Source organism: Marinobacter sp. EVN1 (assembly GCF_000475375.1).
In the GTDB taxonomy this organism is placed as follows: Bacteria; Pseudomonadota; Gammaproteobacteria; order Pseudomonadales; family Oleiphilaceae; genus Marinobacter; species Marinobacter nauticus.
Map to the genome: position 1 here is coordinate 159,814 of NZ_AXCB01000005.1, position 21,424 is coordinate 181,237.

Consider the following 21,424-nt stretch of genomic DNA (forward strand, 5'->3'; position numbering starts at 1 on the left):
CGAAACCTGACAGCGACCACCGAACCCGATATGCTCCGCTGACGTATGACTCCCTGTGTTGATCAACGGAGACGAGCAGTATGGATATCGGCGATATGCGTCGGGATTTCGAAAGCGAAGGACTGGATCGGGAACACCTGAACGAGGATCCGGTACAGCAGTTCCAGACCTGGTTCGAGGATGCCAGAACGGCGGGCATTCTGGAGCCCAATGCCATGTCACTGGCCACCACCGGTGCCGACGGCATGCCCGATCTCAGAACCGTGCTACTGAAGTATTTCGACAGCCAGGGTTTTGTGTTCTACACCAACTACGGCAGCCGCAAGGCTCAGGAGCTGCAGGAGAATCCCCGGGCGGCACTGCTGTTCCCGTGGATCGGCCTGAACCGGCAGGTGCGTATTCAGGGTGCGGTCGAAAAGGTCAGCAAGGCGGAATCCCTGCGCTACTTTTCGTCCCGGCCCCGGGGCAGCCAGATTGGCGCCTGGGTTTCGGAGCAGAGCCAGGTCATTACGTCCCGAGGCCTGCTGGAGCAAAAAGTCGCGGAGATGAAGCGCAAATTCAGTTCCGGAGAAATTCCGCTCCCCAGTTTCTGGGGTGGGTACCGGGTGGTTCCGGAGCGAATCGAATTCTGGCAGGGAAGGCCGAGCAGGCTTCACGATCGATTTGAGTACGTGAGAGAAGGCGATGGCTGGACAATCCAACGACTGCAACCCTGACCGGCCGGCGATCTGGCTGTGCCACCAGATCAACCGGAACCTGTCCCAGGCCCCAGCCTGGATGACCGCCGATGAAGGCAAAGCCCTCGCGCGTCTGGAAGGGCCCAGACGCCAGGAGTATCTGACCAGTCGATGGCTGATTCGTCAGGCCCTGGCCCGCGCCAGTGGGGAGGCTCCAACAAGCTGTCACCCGATACCGGGACGCCCCGTTGCCTCGGCCAGCCCGCAGGGCTGGCACCTGTCGTTGAGCCACAGCCAGGGGCTGGCAGCGTGCGCCACGAGTCGTACGGCTCTGGGGATTGATCTTGAACCGAGCCAGCGCCGGCCAGACTGGGCCAGAGTGACGACTCGCTGGTTCACGCCCGTTGAGCAGGAATGGCTGCTGAAGGCGAACAATGCGTTCAGCTTCCTCAAGGTCTGGACCCTGAAAGAAGCCTGGCTTAAAGCGACCGGGCGGGGCATTGCCGGCAATCTGCAAACCCTGGAAGTACGGAAGAATTTCGAGCTGTACGGGGACCAGCCCGACCGACACTGGCAAGCCAGTTGCCTGTATGCCGAGGGCTTTCTGGTTACCCTGGTTTACCCCTGCGATGGCAGCCCGGATAAGACCAGCACCTGGCCGGAGATTACCTTGCTGGAACCACCGCCGGATGACTACAATCTGGGGCCGGCTTCCAGCCTCGACGTTTCCTGGGAGCCTCTGTTTCACCGGCTGATCAGAGCCCGACCCTAGCGAGGCCACCATGCCCCAGACGACCGGCCGCTGCCCCTGGTGCGGCACCGACCCACTGTACGTGCACTACCACGACACCGTCTGGGGGCGCCCGGAATATGACGATCAGGCGCTGTTCGAAAAGCTCTGCCTGGACGGACAGCAAGCCGGTTTGAGCTGGATTACCATCCTTCGCAAGCAGGAAAGCTACCGGCAGGCCTACGCCGGCTTTGACCCGGAGCAGATTGTCCGCTTTGATGAGGACGATATCGCCCGCCTGCTGGCAGACCCGGGCATTATCCGGAATCGCCTGAAGGTCCATTCCATCATCCGCAATGCCCGGGGGTTCCTGGCTCTGCGGGATCAGGGCATCTCGTTCTCAGAGTTTCTCTGGCAATTCGTCAACGGCCGGCCCATCCAGAACCGGTGGCAGACACTGGCCGAGGTCCCCGTCACCACGCCGGAATCTGAAGCCATGTCCAAGGCCCTGAAGAAAGCAGGCTTTAATTTTGTGGGCCCCACCATCGTCTACGCCTTCATGCAGGCCACCGGCATGGTCAATGATCATCTGGTGTCCTGCCATGCCCACACGGAGTGCCGGCAACTGGCACAATGATCTTACCGGGCCGGTTGATCGTAAGTTCCCCTGACACATCATTTCGGGAGCTTCACGGTGCGCATTACCCTCGACGAACTCAAAAACCTGGAACAACCGGTGATCGACCTTCTGGAGATCCTCTCCCTGGAGGGCCAACAGTACATGGCTCGCCTGCATGGCCCTGAAGGCATGAAGGTACTGTCGGACCATAAAGGGCAGACCCGGCTGTTCCGCAGCGCCTGGCAGATTCAGGACACCCTCTCCAGCTACACCATTCGCGAAACCCAGGTGGTGCATCCCTCGGCGTACCATGAAATGATCGGGATGGCGCCGGCAGACATTGAGCCCATGCGGATACAGGTACAGAGGCAGAAGTCGTGATTTCAGTTGCTCGCCTCGCGGTTCTGGTCGGCATTGCCGGCCTGATTCCATTCATTCTAGGCACCGCTGGCCTGTTCCTGATGCCAGCCAACAGCGTTGCCATTCTGGCGTGGTTCTATATTTACAGTGCCGGTATTCTCGCTTTTATGGGCGGAATCTACTGGACCATTGCCATGCAGCTGGAAAACCGCTCCTACCCGCAATCGCCCCTGGTGACCATGCTGCTGAGCCAGTTGTTCTTCGTTGCCGCCGGTATCGGACTGTTGCTACAGACGCCGCAGAAAATCCCGCTCTACATCGTCGCGTTCCTGTTGCTGTATCTGGTAGACGCCCGCTGGATGCGAAGCTACTGGCCGGCCTGGTATCTGAAGATGCGATTGGTGCTGACCACCGTGGTACTGGCTTGCCAGCTAACCGTGGCCGGCTGGTTCTTCCTGCTGCACGGTGCCTGATTCAGGCACCGTCAGGATCGGTTCCAAACAGGGTCTGCAGTTTTCTCAGAGCGCCTTTCTCGATCTGTCGCACACGCTCCCGGCTGAGACCCAGCTGTTCCGAAATCGTTTGCAGGGTCTCCGGTTCAATCAAGCCAAGCCCGTAACGCCGGGTCAGAATATCCCGCTCCCGGTCCGACAACGCCCCCATCATGCGCTCCAGCCGAATCATCCGGTCCCGCGCCCGAAACGGTTGATCCGGGCGGGTATCGGCACCCGCATCAAGACTGTCGGCCAGGGTCACCGATCCATCTTCGACCAGCGGTACATCCGTTGAAACTTCCCGGGCCGCCAAGGCTCTCAGTTCGCCAATCCTGGAGGGTGTGGCCTCCATTTCCCGGGCCAGCTCGGACTGGGTGGGCTCCCGGCCGAGGGATTGATGCAAACGCATGGATACCTTCTGCAATTGGCGGATCTCCTCAACCACGTTTTCCGGCGTATGCACCACACGCACACCCCGCTGCAGGCAGCGGCGCACTTCCTCGCTGATCCACCAGTAAGCGTAGGTGGAAAACCGGAAGCCCTTGCCGGGGTCGTAGCGCTCTACGGCCTTGATCAGCCCGACGTTGGCGTCCTGGATCAGGTCCGACATGGCAATGCCATGATGGCCGTAGCGGCGGGCGATATGTACCGCCAGCCTCAGATTGCTCTGAATCAGGCGGTGACGGCAGGCCAGGGCAAGGTGGTAAGCCCGGCGACAGCGGGCCGAAAAAGCACAGGCATCACCGATGCTGCCCATCACATCCCGCAAGGTTTGTGGGGTGTCCTCGGGTAATGCCAGTTCGGTGTGAATCACCCGTAGCGACCGGATCAGCTTTCTGGCCAGACGCCGTTCATCGGCTTCGCTGAGGAGGTCATGCCGGGACGCATCCCTGAAATACAACCCGACCAGGGAATCCCTTTCACCATCGTTGGGCAGCGTCGGAAGCGGTCCCGGCCGGCTCTGTATCTGCATGGCTCGGTACCCATTTGATATTTGTTGAGAATACGCAGATCAGGCAGGCATGGATTCCCCGGCAGCGAGGGGAAAACCGAAATACAGGAATACAGAAAGGAGGATGAGTGGGGGAGGGATCGGTCACGCCCGGCCATGAAACCTCACAGGTTGTGAGACGGCCGACCGGGCGCCCGATCTGGAGGCAAGACTCCTCCATTACCCACAGACGAAGCGACCGGTTCCGCCTGTGGGTAATTCCTAGCCGGCGGTGGTTGATGCCGCCACGATGGCATATTCGTGGTTATGAGGCTCAATCAGCGCGCCGTGCAGGGCCACAATCGCCTGGTCGTATTTGTCTTCGTCAACCACGAACTGGATATCCACCTGGCGCATACACTGGTGGATCGCCAGCACGCTGATGTCCTTGTCAGCCAGTGATTTTACCGAACGGGCGAGAATGCCCGGCACCTTCATATCACTGCCAATGGCAGACACCAGGGCCACTTTGCGGGTACTGATTTCGGCATTGGGGAACTCTTCCTCCAGTGCCTTGACCACCCGTTTCACGTGCTTGAGCGTGGTATCCACGTAGTGGGTAATGGTATTGGCATTGGTGTCCTTGGACATGAACCGCACTTTGAAACGGCTCAGTACATCCAGGATACGGCGGTCGGAACCCGGCTCGCCCTGCATGTCCTGGTCGAACACCTCAATGGCAAATACGCCTTTGGCACCTGCCACGATCTCCACCTGGGGTTTTTCACTGACGTAGTCACCAGTGATCAGCGTACCAGTGTGCTCCGGCTCAAAGGTGTTCATCACCCGCAGCGGAATCTCGTTCTGGCGCAAACCTTTACCAGCCCGCGGGTGAATCGCTTCCATCCCCAGGTTGGCCAACTGGTCGGCGACGTCGTAGTTGGTACGCCCTAACGGAACCACCTTGTCTTCGCCAACAATGTTCGGATCGGCAGAGCTCAGATGGTATTCCTTATGGATGATCGCTTCCCGGGCGTTGGTGATCACCGCCGTGCGGCTGAACGTCATCTCACTGTAGCCCCGGTCGAAGGTACGCATCAGACCTTCCTTGCACTGGGCATAACCAGTCACGATTGGCAGTTCCCGGCTCAGGTCGATGGCATCGAAGGCCTGCTTGAGCTTTTCATCCAGCGGCAGCAATTCACTGTCGCGCCAGCCGGTCAAATCGACAAAGCGGGCGTTAATACCTTCCTGCTGCAGCTTCAGGGCGGTATTGAAAGCACTGTGGGCCTCGCCAATCCCCGCCAGCATCTCCCGCACGGTAAGCAGATGCTCTTCAAGCTGGAACTGGCCATAGGAACACAGGCGCTGCAGGTCGATCAGGCAGCCCCGGACCCCCTCAATGCGATCAGTAATGAACTGGTCCGCCTGCTGCTTGAGCATCGGATCGGCAAACAGCTCACCGTTGATGTCCGTCAGCAGTTGAATCAGCTTGGTAAGGTCGTCGCCCCAGGCCCAGTCGGATTCGGCATCGGCAAACAGGGCATAGACCCCCGGCTCGCCGGTTTTCTTGTGCTCCAGCAGTTCATTGGTCACGCCACCGTAGGCAGAGACCACAAAAATCCGCTGGTAGAGGTCGCTCTTCTTGCGCTTACCAATAATGATATTGTCGCGCACGGCCTCATAGTTACTCATGGAAGTACCGCCGATTTTCTCGACGGTATGTTGTGCCGTTGTCATGTCGTTGCCTTTGCTATCCTGCGGAATGTAAGTGTGGGATGGCGGGCGTCTTACGACGCCTCGCTAACACCTTCCTGCATGATCTCATCGACACTCTCGGCCAGGATTTTCACACCCAGGCGCAGATCGTCTTCGCTGGTGGTCAGCGGCATCAGGCACTTGATCACCTCATCGTTCGGACCACTGGTCTCGATGATCAGGCCGTGCTCGAAAGCACGCTTGGTGATCGGGCCGGTCAGATCTGCATGCTTGGCCTCGATGCCGCGCATCAGGCCCCGGCCTTTCATCTTGAACTCACCCGGGTACTTGTCGCAGATGGCCTGCAGGGCATCACCCAGCACCTTGGTCTTGGCCTTCACTTCGTTGGCAAAGGTGTCGTCCTTCCAGTAGGTTTCAATGGCCGCACGGGCAGTGACAAACGCCATGTTGTTACCACGGAAGGTACCGTTGTGCTCACCGGATTCCCACACGTCCAGTTCCGGCTTGAACAGCACCAGTGCCATCGGCAGACCATAGCCGCTCAGGGACTTGGACACGGTCACAATGTCCGGCTTGATGCCGGCGAACTCAAAGCTGAAGAACTCGCCGGTACGGCCGTTGCCCGCCTGGATATCATCCACAATCAGCAGAATATCGTGCTTCTGGCACAGCTCGGACAGACCTTTGAGCCACTCGGCACGGGCTGCGTTCAGACCACCCTCGCCCTGTACGGCTTCAACAATGACGGCAGCCGGCAGCTCAACGCCGGAAGAGCTGTCTGACAGCACCTTGTCCATGATAGCCAGGGTATCAACGTCTTCGCCCAGGTAGCCGTCGTAGAACATGAAGTCGACATGCCCCAGGGGAATACCTACGCCACCACGGTGATGCTCGTTACCAGTGGCCGCTACCGCACCGGTAGTGACACCGTGGAAACCGTTGGTGAAGGAAATGATGTTGGTACGGCCTTTGACCTTGCGGGCCAGCTTCATGGCCGCTTCCACACAGTTGGTACCGGTGGGACCGGTAAACTGCATCTTGTAGTCCAGACCGCGGGGATCGAGGATGTGCTTTTTGTACGATTCCATGAAGTCGTGCTTGGCGGTGGTGAACAGGTCCAGACCCTGGCTCACGCCGTCCGCTTCGATGTATTCAAGCAGCGCTTTCTTCAGGATGTCGTTGTTGTGGCCGTAGTTCAGGGAACCGGCACCGGCCAGAAAGTCCAGGTATTCCTTGCCATCTTCGGTGTAGAGATGCGCGTTCTTGGCGCGGTTGAAAATCACCGGGAAAGCACGGGAATAAACGCGAACTTCAGATTCAGTAGACTTGAAAATTTCCATTGTCTTGCCTCTTAGCATGTCAGGTTCGAGGTAAATGCGCGGGAGCCTGTCGGTAAAACGTGTCGGTCGCAACAGACCCGCCGAGCGTTGCTTTAAGCCGTATGGCAGGCCCACCCCGGGTGGCCTGCCGGCTACTACAATCTCGTCAGTGGTTCACGCCAGAAGGCGTGAACACAGGCTCTCAGACAGGGTTCGTGAAAGGCCCGATGCGCAGCAGGAACTCAGAATCGTGCTTGCCGCCAAAGTGGGTCTCTTTCTCGAAATGCTCGTGGTAGGTGAGCTCGGCTCCCAGGTCACGGGCGAAAGAGCGGAACAGCGCCCAGGAGGCCTCGTTGTCTTCGGTAATCGTGGTTTCCAAGTGCGTGACATTGCTGCACGCGTCCCGGCCAACGATTTCCTTCAGCATCCGCTTGGCGAGGCCCTGTCCACGACCCTTCTCGTGAACCGCCACCTGCCAGACAAACACGGTCTCGGGCTGTTGGGGAGGGATGTATCCGGAGATAAAGCCGACCAGATCGCCTTCCTTCTCCGCGGCCACGCCGGTCTCGGCAAAGTGGCTGCACTGCAACAGGTTGCAGTAAATCGAGTTGGGGTCCAGCGGTGGGCATTCCGCAACCAGCTGGTGAAGCCTGTAGCCATCATCCTTCGTGGGTTTGCGCAGGGTGATGGCGGTGGTATTCGATCCTTCTGATGTCATAACGTGATCAATTCGCTGCCAAAAGTTAGTGTTGAATTATATAGACCACAAAATATATTTCAAGTCGACCCCGGCCAGCCACTCAACACGGCCCGGGCCCGATCGTTTCAGAATAGACCGGATTGAAGCATTTGCCAGTGACAAATTGGTTACCGGAAAGACGGAAAAATGATGCCCTCCGGCACAAGATGGGTGCCGTCAGTCAGGCGTCTTCGATAGGACACAGCGGCAGGCGACCCTTCGGGCCAAAGCCTGTCAAACTGAGCCAGCCAGGCATCGATATCGTAAGCCACCGGCATCAGGGAAACATGCAGACCGGGCCGCGCAATTGCCGCCAACGGCTCCATAAAAGGGCTTGTAAAGCCAATGCGGGTAACGAGCCCCCGGGAGTCGGCACGCAGATTACCCATGCCGGCCGCGCCGTTATTGGCCACGATCCGTTGTCTTTCATCCACTTTACCGGACCAGATCACCGGCAGACAGGTATGGGTGCAAACGATCAGGTCGGCACCGGTGGCACGAAACCAGTACGCCAGCTTTTCCTCGCCGCCCGAGGCAATAGATTCGTGAGCCAGCCCCCACCCGGCCAGAGACTCCGGATCACCATGCAAGACCAAAACCTTTAGGCCTCCAAATATCAGGCAACGGTATCGTGGCAATAACGAGAGTTTCTTTTGAATATCGGGGTGTCGGTCCGCCACCACCTGCAGCCGCCCCATCATCTGATTGGACCGCTCCACCACTCCCTGATCCACATACTCCGGGTACGCGCAGCCACAGCCGGCGCCGGCATTGGGGACCGAGAGCTCATAATCCACGTTGCCGAGAATCGCTGTGTGGTCCAGGATCCGGCTATTGATCTCCCGGAACAAGGTGTCGTCAGCGTTAAACCAGTTGAAATCGCCATTGAAGACCAGCTTCACCCGGTGGCCATGGCGCTCCTCTGCGCGCACCATGACCTCGATTTCATCAAGGGCGAAGGCATTGCCGTAAAGACCACCGACGATGTACAGCACATCCTCAGAAACCTGCGCCGGCTCTCTGCAAAGAGACTCTGGCGTGTAGCGGTATGCCAGCGGGCAGCTGCGCCCTTCTGTATCAGCCATGATCTGGCCCCTCCGTTCTGGTCAGGCACCTTCGGCGGCCACCGACTTTCCAGCCAGACGCTTTAACAGCAAGGGCAGGAAGAAACACACCGTACAGATCAGGAAACCGTAAGCATTCACGCCCAGCAACATCGCATAGGCACCGTCACCAATCGCCCAGCTTGATGGGATGAGGCCCACCGCCAACAGAACACCAAGACCAAGCCCGGTCCAGAAGCTGAGATGGAAGCTCCAGGGCGACCACTGGGTAAAACCATAGAAAAGAAAAACCGGCGCCAGCCCCATGACCATAGTGCCCGAGATGGTCGTCGCCTTGAGAATGTCAGTACCGGCGAACATGGGCAGGTTACCCAGGAAGGCAAAAATCACCATTACCACGGCCCCCACTCTCATGCTCGGCAGCTTGTCCGACGCACGCCGCGCCAGGCGAGGCAGATCCACCGCAAGGGACTTGGCCAGTGAGGTAAAGGTGGAATCGAGAGTGGAACCGGCCGAGGTCATCATCACCACGCTCATGAAGAACAACGCCGCCAGCCCCAGGGACTGGCCCACTGCTGCGGGCGCGTTACCCATGGCCTCAATGCCGTTAAGCCGGGCGTGAACGCCCACCAGACTGAAAATAAACACCGCCACAAAGCCCAACAATCCGGCGACCACAAAGCTCTTGAGCATGGTCTTTTCCTTGTTCACAAAGCCCCGGTCAGTCAGCACCGGATCGTGGAATGGATAACTGAACAGTTGCAACAGAGCCACCAGCAGCAAGTCGAAACCAGCATTGAGCCGGAATTCACCATTAGTCAACAGGGCGCTGGTGTCGTTGGCAGGGATGATCAGGAACAATACCGCCCCCACAAAGAACACAAACACGAAGGCCTGAATCACATCGGTGAAGATCGAGGACCGGAGACCGCCCTTCAGACTGTAAGCCAGGGTAAACACCGTAAACAGCATCGCCGCCGCGTAATACTCCCACTCACCGGGCAACCCGAAGTAACCGCCCACCACCGCGGTGTTACTCCAGACCTCGTTATAGAGCCGGATAAGAACCGCCGCGGCAAACGCCAGACTGGCCAGCCGCCCGAAACGCGAGGTCAGAAAATCCTGCAGACTCCGGGCCCCGGTCTGGGTCCGGATCAGGTAAATCACATAGCCTGCCACCGGGATGGACAGCCAGTAACTGGCATAAGCCAGACCGCCCACCACACCATAAGCCGCCCCAAGATTCGCCGCATTAGTCACCGACTTGGCAAAGATCCAGCTGATAAAAATACTCGCCGTCAGCGACCACTGACCCACCGGGTTGCCCTGATCATCGGCGCCCTTATAAAAAGAGTTTGCGTTCTTGCTCTTGGGCGACAGCGCATACATAACCACGCCGTAGACCAGCAGGAATCCCCAGAACAGGGATGCTTCGGTAAAATTCATTGTCTTGTTCCTGGTTTACGGTTTAACGGATCTACGCAGGCGCCGAACAACTCGCCCCAAAGCGGTAGCACGAGAAACACCGGTGATGCCGCAGCATGATCCGCTCGTCCATACTCTCCGCCAGCGTGCCGCCAAGGTCATACTGCGGATCATCGTCCACCAGCGTGCAGGCATACACCCGCACCTGTTCGCCCTTCTTCACCAGCATCCGCGTATAGGTGCACATAAAGTGCGACCGGGATTCCTTCGTCGGATACTTCTCCATGCAGGTCTCGGTAATCTCCGGGCTGCCATCTTCCGAACCAGGCGTGCCCAGGTCCGGAAACGCGGTGAACGCCAGGTCCTCCGGAATGCCCCATTCCCGGAAGATTCCACGGAACGCGGCTTCGATATCAGCCGGAATTTCCTTCGGATCGGTCTGGCGGGCAATGGATACCTTGAAACCCTGATCGATCAGCCAGCGGATGCCCTGCAAGGCCTCATCAAAGCTGCCCTCGCCGCGGTCCTTGTCGTGCCGGACGCGGTCGGGAAAATCCAGGCTCACCCGGAAGTGGATCGGATAGGGGTTATCCAATAAGGGCAGCACCTGGTGCTGGCGCCTGTGCAGCGGCTCAGTGGCGTTGGTGAGCACAAAGCAGGGGCGGTACTGGCTCGCGTAGTCCAGGATATTGACGAAATCCCGGATCACGAAGGGCTCACCACCGGTGAAGGAAAACTGCTCCACGCCCATGTCAATGGCTTCGTGGATAAACGGTTTCACGTCAATGAGCTTCATGCCCGGGATGCGGCCATCACCGGGATGGGAACCCTCCAGGCAAAACGGGCAGGCCAGGTTGCAGGCGGTACCGGTGTGTATCCACAGCTCTTTTAGCCTGTCGGCATCGATGTATCCCCGGGGATCACCGTTGCGGGTGTGGGTCCAGCTATCACGGGCCCGGGGTTCCAGAACTTCCACGGCCGGAATGCGTTTAGCGCGGGCCGGTCGGGTTTTGGTCAGGGGCATAGTGGCTCCTTGGTGTATTCGTCTTTTTCCCACGGCGCCAGCCATGGAGCTTCTCCAGCAGCTTCAGAATGCCTTCAGGGGCATGAGAGCGCTTCCATTCACCGGCCGCGTACTTGGCCGACTCGTTCCAGGTCGGGTAGGGGTGAATGGTGCCCAGGATCTTGTTCAGGCCCAGACCGTGTTTCATCGCCAGGGTGAACTCGGCCAGGATTTCCCCGGCGTGCGTGCCCACCACCACAGCGCCAAGAATCTTGTCTTTGCCCGGCGGTGTCAGCACCTTGATAAAGCCATGGTCCTCGCTTTCGGCAATGGCCCGGTCCAGGTCATCCAGGCCATAACGAGTAACCTCGTAGGCCACGCCCTTTTCCTTTGCCTCAGCCTCACTCACCCCAACCCTGGCCACTTCCGGCGAGGTAAAGGTGACCCAGGGCATTACCCGATAATCCACCTTGAAGCGCTTGAACTGCCCGAACAGACCGTTGACGGCCGCGTACCAGGCCTGATGGGCCGCAGCGTGGGTGAACTGGTAGGGCCCCGCCACATCGCCGCAGGCGAACACGTTCGGGTACCTCAGGCTCATGTCCTCTTCCACCGGTACCGTTCCGTTTGGCAGGGTTTCCACACCAATACGCTCCAGATTCAGGCCGGCGGTGTTGGCTGCGCGGCCAACCGCCACGAGAACCTGATCGAAAGGAATGCGTACCCGCTCACCTTCATGCTTACAGTAGGCAACCTTCTCCCCTTCCTCTATACGAAACTCGGCGGCAGAATGTTTCAACCGAACGTCCACGCCGTCTGCCCGAAACTGTTTCAACACCAGTTCAGAGACATCGGCATCCTCTTTCGCCAGCAGGCGCTCACCCATTTCCACCTGCGTCACCTGACTACCCAGCCGCGCAAACGCATGAGCCAGTTCCGAGCCAATCGGGCCACCGCCGAGCACCAGCAGACGGTCAGGCTGTTCTTCCAGTTGCCACAGGTTGTCCGAGGTCAGAGGCTCCATGTCTTCCAGACCAGGAATTGAAGGTACCGCTGGCTTGCCACCAGTGGCCACGACGATGCTGCGGGCGGTGAGGCGCTCGGTGCGGCCATCGTTGTGCCTTACTTCCAGTTCCCAGGGCGACACAAAGCTGGCTTCACCAGCAATGCAGTCCACACCCAGTTTTCGGTAACGCTCGGGAGAATCGTGGGGTTCAACTTTCGCAATCACCTCCCTGACGCGGTTCATGATGTTTTTGAACGAGCCTTTGACCGGCACCGATTCCAGCCCGTACCGATTGGCATGGCGCAGCGTATCCGCGGCCCTGGCGCTGCGAATCAAGGCTTTGGAGGGCACGCAGCCGGTATTGAGGCAATCGCCGCCCATCTTGTTTTTTTCAATCAGCGCCACTTTAGCTTTCACTGCAGCGGCAATGTAAGCGGAGACGAGACCAGCAGAGCCTCCGCCAATGACCAGCAGGTTGTAGTCGAAATGCGCGGGTTTCTGCCAGCCGGCATACACCTTGCGGCGGCGGATGAAGCCCACCACAAACTTGGCAATCAAGGGAAAGAGACCCAACAATGCAAAGGACAGCAGCAGGTCAACCGAGACAATGTCACCGGTGGACTGAATCTGCCCCAACTGGGTGCCGGCGTTTACGTAAACAAACGTGCCAGGCAACATGGCAACCCAGCTCACCACGGCATAGGTGCGCAGCTTCATGGCGGTCAGGCCCATGGCCAGGTTGATCAGGAAAAAAGGGAACACCGGTACAAGCCTCAGGGTGGCCAAGTAGAAGGCACCATCTTTTTCGATGCCACGGTCCATTTTCGCCACTGTGTCTCCGTAACGTTTGCGCAACGAATCCCGCACCAGGAAACGAGCAGCCAGGAACGCCAAAGAGGCTCCAACGGTCGAGGCTAAAGACACCGCAGCAAATCCGTACAGGTTTCCGAAGAAAGCCCCTCCTGCCAGAGTCATGACCGTTGCCCCCGGCAAAGACAATGCGGTAACCAGTACATAAACCACCACAAAAGCGGAAAGCGCAATCAGTAGATTCGAATCAATCCAGTCGCCAAGACTCTGCTGATGTCTCTTCAGGTTTTCCAGTGTCAGAAGTTCATTTCCGCCAGCTGCGATAAAGCCGATCACAACAATCGCAATGGCGAAAACAAGAATCCACTTTTTCAATGTCATGAAAGAAACCCTTTAAACACTTATCGTTTACCTTTGAGACACATCAACTCTACACCTGTTACACCTCGCCCACCTTTTAAACATGCCTATTGGGTTTTACGTCATCGTGCCCTGCCAGATGTCATCAAATACACACGATTGTTTAACAATTCAGTCACAAGTTGTTAGTGCATACAGTCAGGGAAACTTCTCGACACATCGGGCGCCTTGCCGCTATTCTTGAACAACCGCTCACGAAAGAGAATAACCATGACTCACACAGCCCCTCCACACGAGCAGGCGCTAGTATGCGGGCTGCGTGACGGAGACAACCTCGCCTTTCAGGAAGCTGTGCGCAGCTTCACGCCCGGTATGCTCGCGGTCGCCAGGTTTTACCTTGATGAGACGGCCGCCGAAGACGTCGTGCAAGACTGCTGGGTCGCCGTCATCGACGCCATTCAGAAATTTGAGGGCCGCTCGGGGCTAAAAACCTGGTTGCACCGCATTGTCGCCAACCGGTGCAAGAATCGGCTGCGGGCAAGCAAACGGGAAGTCCCTCTAGACGACTCAGACGGCCTTGAGCCTGAACTGGCGGAACGCTTCAACGCCAGAGGCCACTGGCAATTACCCCCCAGGCTGAAATTTCATGAATCTGCCGATACGCTGATGGAAAATGGCGCCCTTAACCAGTGCCTGGACAAACATCTCGCTGCGTTGCCGGAAACCCAACGCTCCGCCCTGATTCTCTATGAGGCGCACCAGCATAAATCAGATGACCTCTGTAACATTCTCGGGGTCAGCGCGTCCAATCTTCGGGTGTTGTTGCATCGTGCCAGGCAGAAGATCTTTCTGATGGTAGAAACCTTTCAGGAGACCGGCGAATGCTGAAATGCAGCGAGCTGGCCAGGATCGCCAGTGACTACATCGACGGCGAACTGGATACCCGGCGGAATCTGTCGGTGAAAACACATTTGATGATGTGCAAACACTGCCGAACCTTTATCGGTAACCTGCGCGCCAGCAATGAGTTGCTGGGTGCCCACGCCTCGGCACGAACCGAGGAGGCGTTTCTCCGCAAGATTGATGAGCGGGTAGCCGAAGCCCTTAGCGTCCGCAGAAGCAAAAAAACAGATGCCGACTGACGAGGAGCCTGTATGTGCAAACGTAAACCAGTGCTTGTCTTTGACGTCATTGAAACGATTTTCTCGCTGAACGCGCTGACACGGGCCCTAAGCGCTGAGGGACTGCCGACGCACACCAAAGATCTGTTTTTTGCTCAACTGCTCCGAGATGCCTTTGCCAGCTCGGCAACGGATTGTTACGTCCCGTTCGTCGATATGGCCCGGGGCACCTTGGAGGTTTTGCTGCACACGGTCGGTGGCGTCAACGAAACGAAACACGCCGACACCATCATCGATCGCATCTTGCCGGTTTTTGGGCAGCTGGACGCTCATCCGGACGTTGAGGACGCGTTGGGACTGGCAAAAGAACGCGGCGTGGATGTGCTGTTCTTTACCAACGGCTCAGAACAGAATACCCGATCACTGATTGCCAGAAATGGCCTGATTAACCTGGTGGATCACGTGGTTTCAATCGACACCTTCAGACGATGGAAACCTGCAAGATCTGCCTATGAAAGTGCAATAAGCCAAGTGGACGGCGCCCCGGAACAATCCGCCATGATTGCAGCCCATGCCTGGGATACGTCCGGGGCCCGGAATGCGGGGCTGCTGACTGGCTGGATTCAGCGCCAGGACGCCTTGTTCCATCCCGCCATGCCAGCCCCCTGCATTCAATCCAACAGCCTTGTCACGCTCGTGGATCAGCTATCAGGTCACCTGCTGGCCGCCAAGTAACATCCACGCCGGTCAGGCTTTTTTGCTCCAGGCATACTTTCTGAAGGGCTCATCAACCGGGGTTTCCGCGATGTGATTGACATAGTTGCTGATGACTTTTTGAGACAGAACCATGATGACTTCAAGGACATGGCGCTGTTCGTAACCTGCAGCGAAGAACGCACTCAGGTCATCCTCGGTCACGTACCCACGCTCGCGCATGACGGCCAGGGTAAAGGTCCGCAGCGCCTCCAGCCTGTGGTTTGGCAACGGTGTTTCATCCCGCAAGGCGTCAATAATTTCATCGGAAACCTTCATCGCCTTAGCAATACCCGTATGGGCGGGTACGCAGTAGTGACAGGCATTCTCCACATTGATGGTCTGCCACACCACGGTTTTTTCCTCATTATCAAAACTGCTGGCCAACACCAACTCGTGCAGCTTCTGGTATGCCTCAAGCGCACCTGGTGCTTCCGCCATAACCGCATGCAGGCCTGGAATACGGCCAAAGCTTTTGCGGGAAACTTCCAGCAGAGGTTTTGCGGACTCCGGAGCAGTATCAGGGGTGTGTATGGTGAAATCGGTCATTTCCACGTCTCCAACTATAAATGAATGATCGCTCAAAAATAGAACCGTAACTATTTCTGAGCAATTGCTCAAGTTATAATTCAGAAACTATTCAACGATCGATCCAGTGGTGAAAACAATGCCCAGACCTCCAAGCTATGATCGGGAAACCGCGCTCACTCAAGCTGTCGGGCTGTTTTGGCATAAGGGCTATCATGGCAGCTCCATGAAGCAGATTGAGCAAGCGCTCGATATGCGTCCTGGCAGCATCTACGCCACGTTCGGCAGCAAGGACGGGCTGTTCTCAGAAGTTCTGGCACGGTATGCAGAGCAGAGTGGCGAAGACTTGGCCGGGCATATGGCAGGCTACGACAACGTGCTGGATGGCCTGCAGGCTTTTCTGGTCAAGATTGCCAGAAACTGCTCTGATCCAGGCTGCGCGCCCGCGAGGGCCTGTCTGATTGTGAAAACATTGCTTGAATCCAGCAACACCAACACCGCGCTCCATCAGGAGGCAAAAACCGTGCTGGCTGCCATTGAAGATGCATTCACGGAGCTACTGAAAACCGCGAGGAAGCAGGGCGAGCTGGCACCTGCAACCAACTGCCGCCGACTGGCGCGACTGATTCAAGGGCAGATCATGGGGCTGCGTTCCATGGCCGAGCGAGACCTGTCAGCCATAGAATTGGAACACTTGGGCCAAGATATGGCTGCCATTCTGGACGCGTATCGGGTCAGAAATTAGACACTAGCGCTCAATAACCTGCTCGATCATGCCCGCCAGGGCATCCAGCAGGTTATTCACTACCACACAATCGGGCACACCGTGTCTCTCCGCCAAGTATTGCGGATCGTTGTAACCCAGCCACACCTTGCCATCTTCATCTTCCCAGACCAATGCCTTCAGCGGCAGATCGATCCCGGCGGTCTGGGCGCACTGCATCAGGGGAGTACCGCCTTTGGGATTACCGAAAATCAGGAGTTCAGTTGGCCTAAGGGACTCGCCAACACCCTCTGCCCCTTGCGCGTGATCAATGCGTGCAAACACCTTCAGACCCTTCTCCTTAACAATGGCTTCAAGCTTGTCCATGGTCTGCTTTGGGGAATGGGGACTTTCCAGCCAGATCAAACCATCGGCAGCCTTGGCCAATACACTGGTGGCAATCAGGCAAAGAAAAGCAATTATTCGGAAGAACATATCGTGCTCCTGCTCTGGCTAAGATACTACCAGCAGGTTAGTTCACCGGGCTCGTGTTCTCCAACTGTGGCCGACAGGCTACTGGGCGGGACCGTTGATTTGCTCCAGAAACGCCGCCGGTAACGCATCAATCACGGGCCGGGCGTCGCCGGCCAGCTCCGGGTTCGGCGTCTCCGGTTCCTGACTCAGGGTCACTGGCGATTCGGACCAGTGCAGCAGTTCCAGCCGACCGTTTTCCCGCTCCACCAGCGCGGTGCAGTGTTCCACCCAGTCGCCATCATTACAATAGAGCCCCTCTTCGCTGCGCAGGAAGCCCGCCGAGTGGATATGGCCGCAGATAAAACCGTGATAGTGGCCTTTTTCCGCCGCGTTCAGCGCCGCCAACTCGAAACGGCGGATAAAAGTTCTCGCCTTGCCAATCCGGCTTTTAATCCAGGCCGCCAGCGACCAGTAGGGCTTGCCCTGTAATCGCCGCAAGGCGTTGAACCAGCGGTTCAGACGCAGCAACAACCCATGGGCGCGGTCTCCGACCAGCAGCATCAAAGGACTGCAGCGCACCACCTGGTCAAACTGGTCGCCATGGCAGACCAGAAACTGACGGTCGTCGGCGGTGGTATGCACGGCCTTGTACTGCAATTCGATGCCGGAAAACGTCTGGCCACAGAAACGCCGGAAAAATTCATCGTGATTGCCCGGGATGTACACCACCCGGGTTCCCGTTGCGGCCAGCTCCAGCAGCTTGTGGATAACCTGCCGGTGGCTGTCGGGAAAATGAGCCCGTCGCTGCATGGCAATCAGGTCGACGATGTCGCCCACCAGGTAAAGGGTCTGGCACTGAATGTTATTCAGGAAATCCAGCAGATAGTCCGCCTGGCAATCGGCGGTACCCAGATGGACGTCGGATATGAATACGCTTCGATACTGTCGCATGGTGCCTCCGGTGAGAACAGGCCTGCTTTCAGGATCCTGACATCACCTTGGCAACACCCGGTGACACCGGGGTGACAGCACCAAGACAATTTGATGAAAGCGGAGCCGATGTGGCCGGCTCCGCTGGCTGCAACTACGGGCGAAGGGCGGGATTAAGCGTGTAGGTGCCGGTTACCCGGGCACTGGCCAGCACATGTCCGGCCATGGCCTGACGCACGTCGTTGCCGTCAAATTCACCCTCGAGGCCCAGGGTGTCTACATCCAGAGCATGCACTTCAAAGTGGTAGTGATGGATGATTTCATCATTCCAGGGCGGGCAGGGGCCGTCATAACCGGCATAGGTACCGGCCATGTCCGGATTGCCGGCCAGAAACTGGGTGTAATTGTTCACACCACGGACACCAATCGGACCAGGTCCATAATCCTTGCCCTTGGGACTGACACCATCGCTGTCTTCACCTTCCGGGATCCGCTTTGTGCCAGCGGGAATATCCACCAGCAGCCAATGGAAGAAATCGACACGTGGCAGGTCCGCCGGTACGGTCTTGCCTTCCTGATTGACGTCGTCGGCGACGCTGGGCACATCCGGGTCAAACATCATCACCACAAAGCTTTTGGTGCCCTCCGGTGCACCGTCCCAGACCAGCTCTGGATTCCGGTTGGGACCAAAACTCATGTGGTCCTGCTCACTGAACACACCGAAGGCAAACTTTTCCGGTACCGGCTGGCCTTCCTCAACACCTCGAACCTGCAGTTTCACGTCGCTTTCTCCTGTCTGTTCTTCAAGTGGATGAGAAGTTTGTAGCAGCGCCAACGGCTCTGTGTCCAGCCCGACAATACTAACGATGGAGCCAATAGGTACTTGGGCTCAATTGTCTCGCTCCAACATCGGCGGTAGTATACGCCCCTGTATTAGCTCCCTAATCATAGACATTCAGGCCAGTGACGACAGCCAAGCGCTTTCATCCGAGAGCGTTTGGCTTTCATCACTTAAAGGTCTGAAACGTTATGGAAAACCTTCATCACATAGTCGTGGTCGGCGGCGGAGCCGGCGGTCTGGAACTGGTCACCAGTCTGGGCAACAAGCTTGGCAAAAAAGGCAAAGCCCGTATTTCCCTGGTCGACGCCGGTCTTACCCATGTTTGGAAACCCCTGCTGCATGAAGTGGCCTCCGGCTCGCTGGACGCCAGCGCCAACGAAATCAATTACCGCGCCCACGCCCGCAAGCACCATTACGAGTTTCAGCTCGGCCGCATGAGCGGTCTGGACCGGACCAATAAAGCGATCGTAATTGCCCCGTTCCGGGATGAAGAAGGCCAGGAAGTAGTGCCGGAACGGCGCCTTCATTACGACACCCTGGTGATTGCCGTTGGCAGCACCGCGAACGACTTCGGCACCCCCGGCGCACAGGACCACTGCCTGTTCCTGGACAGTCTGAAGCAGGCTCGCCGCTTTCATAACCTGATGCTCAATGCCTTCCTGCGCAAAAACCACGAAGCCCTTCAGGGCCAGCCCCATGCCCTGAACATCAGCATCATTGGTGCCGGAGCCACGGGCGTGGAACTGGCTGCCGAACTGAGACTCGCATCCCGCGAATTGCCCATCTACGGCATGAACCACCTCAAATCTTCCGATGTTTCCATCAGCGTGATCGAGGCGGCCGACCGCATATTGCCTGCGCTGCCCGGGCGCCTTTCCGCCGCAGCCACCCGGGAACTGGAACGCCAGAAGGTCAAGGTATTGACCGGACAACCTGTAAGCGAGGTGCGCGAGAACAGTCTGATCATGAAGGACGGCACTGAACTGCCCTCGGAAATGACCATCTGGGCCGCTGGCATCAAAGCACCGCCGTTCCTGGCGGAACTGGACGGCCTGGAGACCAATCGCGGCAATCAGCTGCTGGTGGAACAGACCCTGAAAACCACCAAAGATACGGATATCTTCGCGTTTGGTGACTGCGCCGCCTGCCCGCAGCCGGAATCCGACCGGCCGGTGCCACCACGTGCCCAGGCCGCACACCAGCAGGCCGATGCCCTGTTCAAAACCCTCTGCAACCGGCTGGAAGGCAAAGAAGCCGTTCCCTTCGTGTACAACGACCATGGCTCACTGATCAACTTCAGCAAATACACCACCGTCGGCAACCTGATGGGTAACCTGTCCGGACGCAGTATGTATATCGAAGGGAAAGTGGCCAGGCTGTTCTACGTGTCGCTGTACCGAATGCACCAGGTGGCCTTGCACGGTTTCCTGCGAACCGGCGTGATCTGGCTGATGGACAAGATCAGTCGGGCCATGCAGCCACGGTTGAAGCTGCACTGATTCAGCCCCAGTAAAACATCCCCGACTGTTTCCCGAGGATGGTTGCGGCAATGTGCCGGTCGCTGGCTTTGTTGGCGAGGCCATAGCACACGTGCAAGGGCAGGAGGTGCTCTTCCCGGGGGTGACAGAACCGGGCATGGGGCGCTTGCTCCCAATCTGCCAGGCGCTTCGCCCGCTCCGGCTCCGACAGGGAGCTGTCGCCGCAGGTCTGTTCCAGCCAGTCCTCAAAGGCCAGGTTACGGGCCTGGATTTCCGGTGTCGGTGCAGCAAAGAAGGCCCGCATGTTGTGGAACGAGAAGCCGGAGCCAAGCACCAGCAGGTTATCGTAATCCAGTGCCTGCAATGCCCGGCCAATCGCAAGGTGCGTACTGGCGTCCAGAGTGTTGACCAGTGAGAGCTGAATGCAGGGAATCTTTGCCTCCGGATACATCAGTTTAAGCGGCACGAACGCGCCGTGATCCAGGCCCCGCTGGTCATCCAGGCGGGCCTGGATACCAGCCTGATCCAACGCCTGGGCGACCTGCTGCGCCAGCACTGGCTCACCCGGGCAGGGGTATTCGATCTTGTAGGCTTCCGAAGGAAAACCGTAATAATCGTAAATCAGCGACGGCGTAGTACCGGAGGTGATGGTCGGGATCGCCTCCTCCCAGTGGGCGCTGATCACCAGTATCGCAGAGGGTTTGCGCAGGTCAGCCGCTAGCTCTGTTAACCGGACCACCATGTCCTGGTGCCCGGGATCTCCCAGCAGCGGCATGGGGCCGCCACCGTGGGAAACAAACAGTACATCGGTCGCTTTGCTCATGGCGTTCTCCCCGGTTCAGCTTTCTTTCTGCAACAGGTTATCGACAGCGAACCGGCCTGCGCCCTGAATCGCCAGAGCGACGGTGGCGGCAAACAGCGTGAGTGCATACTCGTAACCATTATTGGCCATAAACAAGCCATTACCGATATGCACCGCGAAAATGGCCACCAACATGGTGAAAGCCGCAACCACCGCCGCCGGACGTGTCAGTAGCCCGAGCACCAGTGCCAGACCGCCAAAGAATTCGGCACCACCTGCCAGCAAGGCCATCAGGTAGCCAGGCTCCAGGCCAATACTAGCCAGCCATTGTCCGGTACCTTCCAGCCCATATCCGCCAAACCAGCCGAACAGTTTCTGGGCACCATGCGCTGCCAGGATCAGACCCACCGGAACCCTCAGTGCCAGTGCGGCAAAGCCACCATTGGATTGGAGTAATGCCTTAGTGAATTGAGCGTTCATAATCGTCACCTCAAGTCTTTCTCTGATTGGTTTATCCCGAAGCCCCGGCTTCAGGCTA

At 57.9% G+C, this 21,424-nt stretch carries 24 protein-coding genes; 10 read left to right on the forward strand and 14 right to left on the reverse strand.

Annotation, left to right across the window (positions count from 1 at the left end; translation table 11 throughout):
- The first annotated feature begins 80 nt into the window (after positions 1–80).
- From pdxH to Q674_RS22850, 5 genes are read left to right on the forward strand one after another with little or no spacing between them, the layout of a single operon-like run.
- Entirely contained in the window at positions 81–716 is a 636-nt protein-coding gene (pdxH, locus tag Q674_RS22830; RefSeq protein ID WP_011783735.1) for a pyridoxamine 5'-phosphate oxidase, read from the forward strand.
- Positions 685–1,449 carry a 4'-phosphopantetheinyl transferase family protein gene (locus tag Q674_RS22835; RefSeq protein WP_023007835.1) on the forward strand — a complete coding sequence of 255 codons (765 nt, stop codon included), beginning with the start codon at positions 685–687 and terminating at the stop codon, positions 1,447–1,449. The genes pdxH and Q674_RS22835 overlap by 32 nt, the downstream gene beginning before the upstream one ends.
- 10 nt (positions 1,450–1,459) lie before the next feature.
- The gene (locus tag Q674_RS22840) at positions 1,460–2,044 is read left to right on the forward strand and encodes a DNA-3-methyladenine glycosylase I (protein WP_011783733.1); all 585 of its coding nucleotides are present in this window, start codon (positions 1,460–1,462) and stop codon (positions 2,042–2,044) included.
- A gap of 57 nt (positions 2,045–2,101) precedes the next feature.
- Positions 2,102–2,407 (forward strand): DUF6482 family protein, encoded by a 306-nt coding sequence (locus Q674_RS22845; protein ID WP_011783732.1) that lies wholly within the window; start codon positions 2,102–2,104, stop codon positions 2,405–2,407.
- Positions 2,404–2,859 carry a DUF3429 domain-containing protein gene (locus Q674_RS22850; RefSeq protein WP_011783731.1) on the forward strand — a complete coding sequence of 152 codons (456 nt, stop codon included), beginning with the start codon at positions 2,404–2,406 and terminating at the stop codon, positions 2,857–2,859. Before Q674_RS22845 ends, Q674_RS22850 begins: the two co-directional genes overlap by 4 nt.
- Position 2,860: 1 nt before the next feature.
- Here the strand turns inward: Q674_RS22850 and Q674_RS22855 are convergent, their stop codons facing one another.
- From Q674_RS22855 to Q674_RS22890, 8 genes are all read right to left on the reverse strand, one after another.
- Entirely contained in the window at positions 2,861–3,853 is a 993-nt protein-coding gene (locus Q674_RS22855; RefSeq protein WP_023007836.1) for an RNA polymerase sigma factor RpoD/SigA, read from the reverse strand.
- Between the two features lie 240 nt (positions 3,854–4,093).
- A complete protein-coding gene (locus Q674_RS22860; protein ID WP_023007837.1) occupies positions 4,094–5,551 on the reverse strand; it encodes an aspartate kinase in 1,458 nt (485 codons plus the stop codon).
- A 50-nt stretch (positions 5,552–5,601) separates the two neighbouring features.
- A complete protein-coding gene (gene ectB, locus Q674_RS22865; RefSeq protein ID WP_014420132.1) occupies positions 5,602–6,870 on the reverse strand; it encodes a diaminobutyrate--2-oxoglutarate transaminase in 1,269 nt (422 codons plus the stop codon).
- 181 nt (positions 6,871–7,051) lie between these two features.
- Entirely contained in the window at positions 7,052–7,567 is a 516-nt protein-coding gene (ectA, locus tag Q674_RS22870) for a diaminobutyrate acetyltransferase (protein WP_011783727.1), read from the reverse strand.
- A gap of 149 nt (positions 7,568–7,716) precedes the next feature.
- Positions 7,717–8,673 carry a metallophosphoesterase family protein gene (locus tag Q674_RS22875; protein WP_023007838.1) on the reverse strand — a complete coding sequence of 319 codons (957 nt, stop codon included), beginning with the start codon at positions 8,671–8,673 and terminating at the stop codon, positions 7,717–7,719.
- Between the two features lie 21 nt (positions 8,674–8,694).
- A complete protein-coding gene (locus Q674_RS22880) occupies positions 8,695–10,098 on the reverse strand; it encodes a sodium:solute symporter family transporter (protein ID WP_023007839.1) in 1,404 nt (467 codons plus the stop codon).
- Between the two features lie 31 nt (positions 10,099–10,129).
- The gene (locus Q674_RS22885) at positions 10,130–11,101 is read right to left on the reverse strand and encodes a radical SAM protein (RefSeq protein ID WP_023007840.1); all 972 of its coding nucleotides are present in this window, start codon (positions 11,099–11,101) and stop codon (positions 10,130–10,132) included.
- Positions 11,067–13,277 (reverse strand): FAD-dependent oxidoreductase, encoded by a 2,211-nt coding sequence (locus tag Q674_RS22890; protein WP_023007841.1) that lies wholly within the window; start codon positions 13,275–13,277, stop codon positions 11,067–11,069. Before Q674_RS22890 ends, Q674_RS22885 begins: the two co-directional genes overlap by 35 nt.
- A 249-nt stretch (positions 13,278–13,526) precedes the next feature.
- On the opposite strand from Q674_RS22890, the gene Q674_RS22895 reads away from it, so the two are divergent.
- From Q674_RS22895 to Q674_RS22905, 3 genes are read left to right on the forward strand one after another with little or no spacing between them, the layout of a single operon-like run.
- Entirely contained in the window at positions 13,527–14,144 is a 618-nt protein-coding gene (locus Q674_RS22895) for an RNA polymerase sigma factor (RefSeq protein WP_031209635.1), read from the forward strand.
- Complete coding sequence (locus tag Q674_RS22900) at positions 14,138–14,398, forward strand: zf-HC2 domain-containing protein (RefSeq protein WP_014420124.1); 261 nt, start codon at positions 14,138–14,140, stop codon at positions 14,396–14,398. The genes Q674_RS22895 and Q674_RS22900 overlap by 7 nt, the downstream gene beginning before the upstream one ends.
- Before the next feature lie 12 nt (positions 14,399–14,410).
- Complete coding sequence (locus Q674_RS22905) at positions 14,411–15,112, forward strand: HAD-IA family hydrolase (RefSeq protein ID WP_014420123.1); 702 nt, start codon at positions 14,411–14,413, stop codon at positions 15,110–15,112.
- A gap of 12 nt (positions 15,113–15,124) precedes the next feature.
- Here the strand turns inward: Q674_RS22905 and Q674_RS22910 are convergent, their stop codons facing one another.
- A complete protein-coding gene (locus Q674_RS22910; protein WP_023007843.1) occupies positions 15,125–15,679 on the reverse strand; it encodes a carboxymuconolactone decarboxylase family protein in 555 nt (184 codons plus the stop codon).
- A 118-nt stretch (positions 15,680–15,797) separates the two neighbouring features.
- Between Q674_RS22910 and Q674_RS22915 the strand changes: the two genes are divergently transcribed.
- Positions 15,798–16,403, forward strand: a complete 606-nt coding sequence (locus Q674_RS22915; protein WP_031209637.1) for a TetR/AcrR family transcriptional regulator — start codon at positions 15,798–15,800, stop codon at positions 16,401–16,403.
- A 3-nt stretch (positions 16,404–16,406) separates the two neighbouring features.
- Here Q674_RS22915 and Q674_RS22920 read toward each other — a convergent pair whose 3' ends face one another.
- The 3 genes from Q674_RS22920 to Q674_RS22930 all read right to left on the reverse strand — a co-directional run bounded on the left by Q674_RS22920 (position 16,407) and on the right by Q674_RS22930 (position 18,546).
- Positions 16,407–16,856 carry a DUF302 domain-containing protein gene (locus Q674_RS22920; RefSeq protein ID WP_023007844.1) on the reverse strand — a complete coding sequence of 150 codons (450 nt, stop codon included), beginning with the start codon at positions 16,854–16,856 and terminating at the stop codon, positions 16,407–16,409.
- A gap of 78 nt (positions 16,857–16,934) precedes the next feature.
- Positions 16,935–17,786, reverse strand: a complete 852-nt coding sequence (locus Q674_RS22925; protein WP_023007845.1) for a UDP-2,3-diacylglucosamine diphosphatase — start codon at positions 17,784–17,786, stop codon at positions 16,935–16,937.
- 133 nt (positions 17,787–17,919) lie between these two features.
- Positions 17,920–18,546, reverse strand: coding sequence for a YbhB/YbcL family Raf kinase inhibitor-like protein (locus Q674_RS22930; protein ID WP_011783721.1), 627 nt, complete (start codon positions 18,544–18,546; stop codon positions 17,920–17,922).
- A gap of 248 nt (positions 18,547–18,794) precedes the next feature.
- On the opposite strand from Q674_RS22930, the gene Q674_RS22935 reads away from it, so the two are divergent.
- Positions 18,795–20,105, forward strand: coding sequence for an NAD(P)/FAD-dependent oxidoreductase (locus Q674_RS22935; RefSeq protein WP_023007846.1), 1,311 nt, complete (start codon positions 18,795–18,797; stop codon positions 20,103–20,105).
- 1 nt (position 20,106) lies between these two features.
- Here the strand turns inward: Q674_RS22935 and Q674_RS22940 are convergent, their stop codons facing one another.
- Positions 20,107–20,907, reverse strand: a complete 801-nt coding sequence (locus tag Q674_RS22940; protein ID WP_023007847.1) for a DODA-type extradiol aromatic ring-opening family dioxygenase — start codon at positions 20,905–20,907, stop codon at positions 20,107–20,109.
- A 15-nt stretch (positions 20,908–20,922) separates the two neighbouring features.
- Positions 20,923–21,366: a DoxX family protein gene (locus Q674_RS22945; RefSeq protein ID WP_023007848.1), complete on the reverse strand. Its 444-nt coding sequence runs from the start codon at positions 21,364–21,366 to the stop codon at positions 20,923–20,925.
- Between the last annotated feature and the right edge of the window lie 58 nt (positions 21,367–21,424).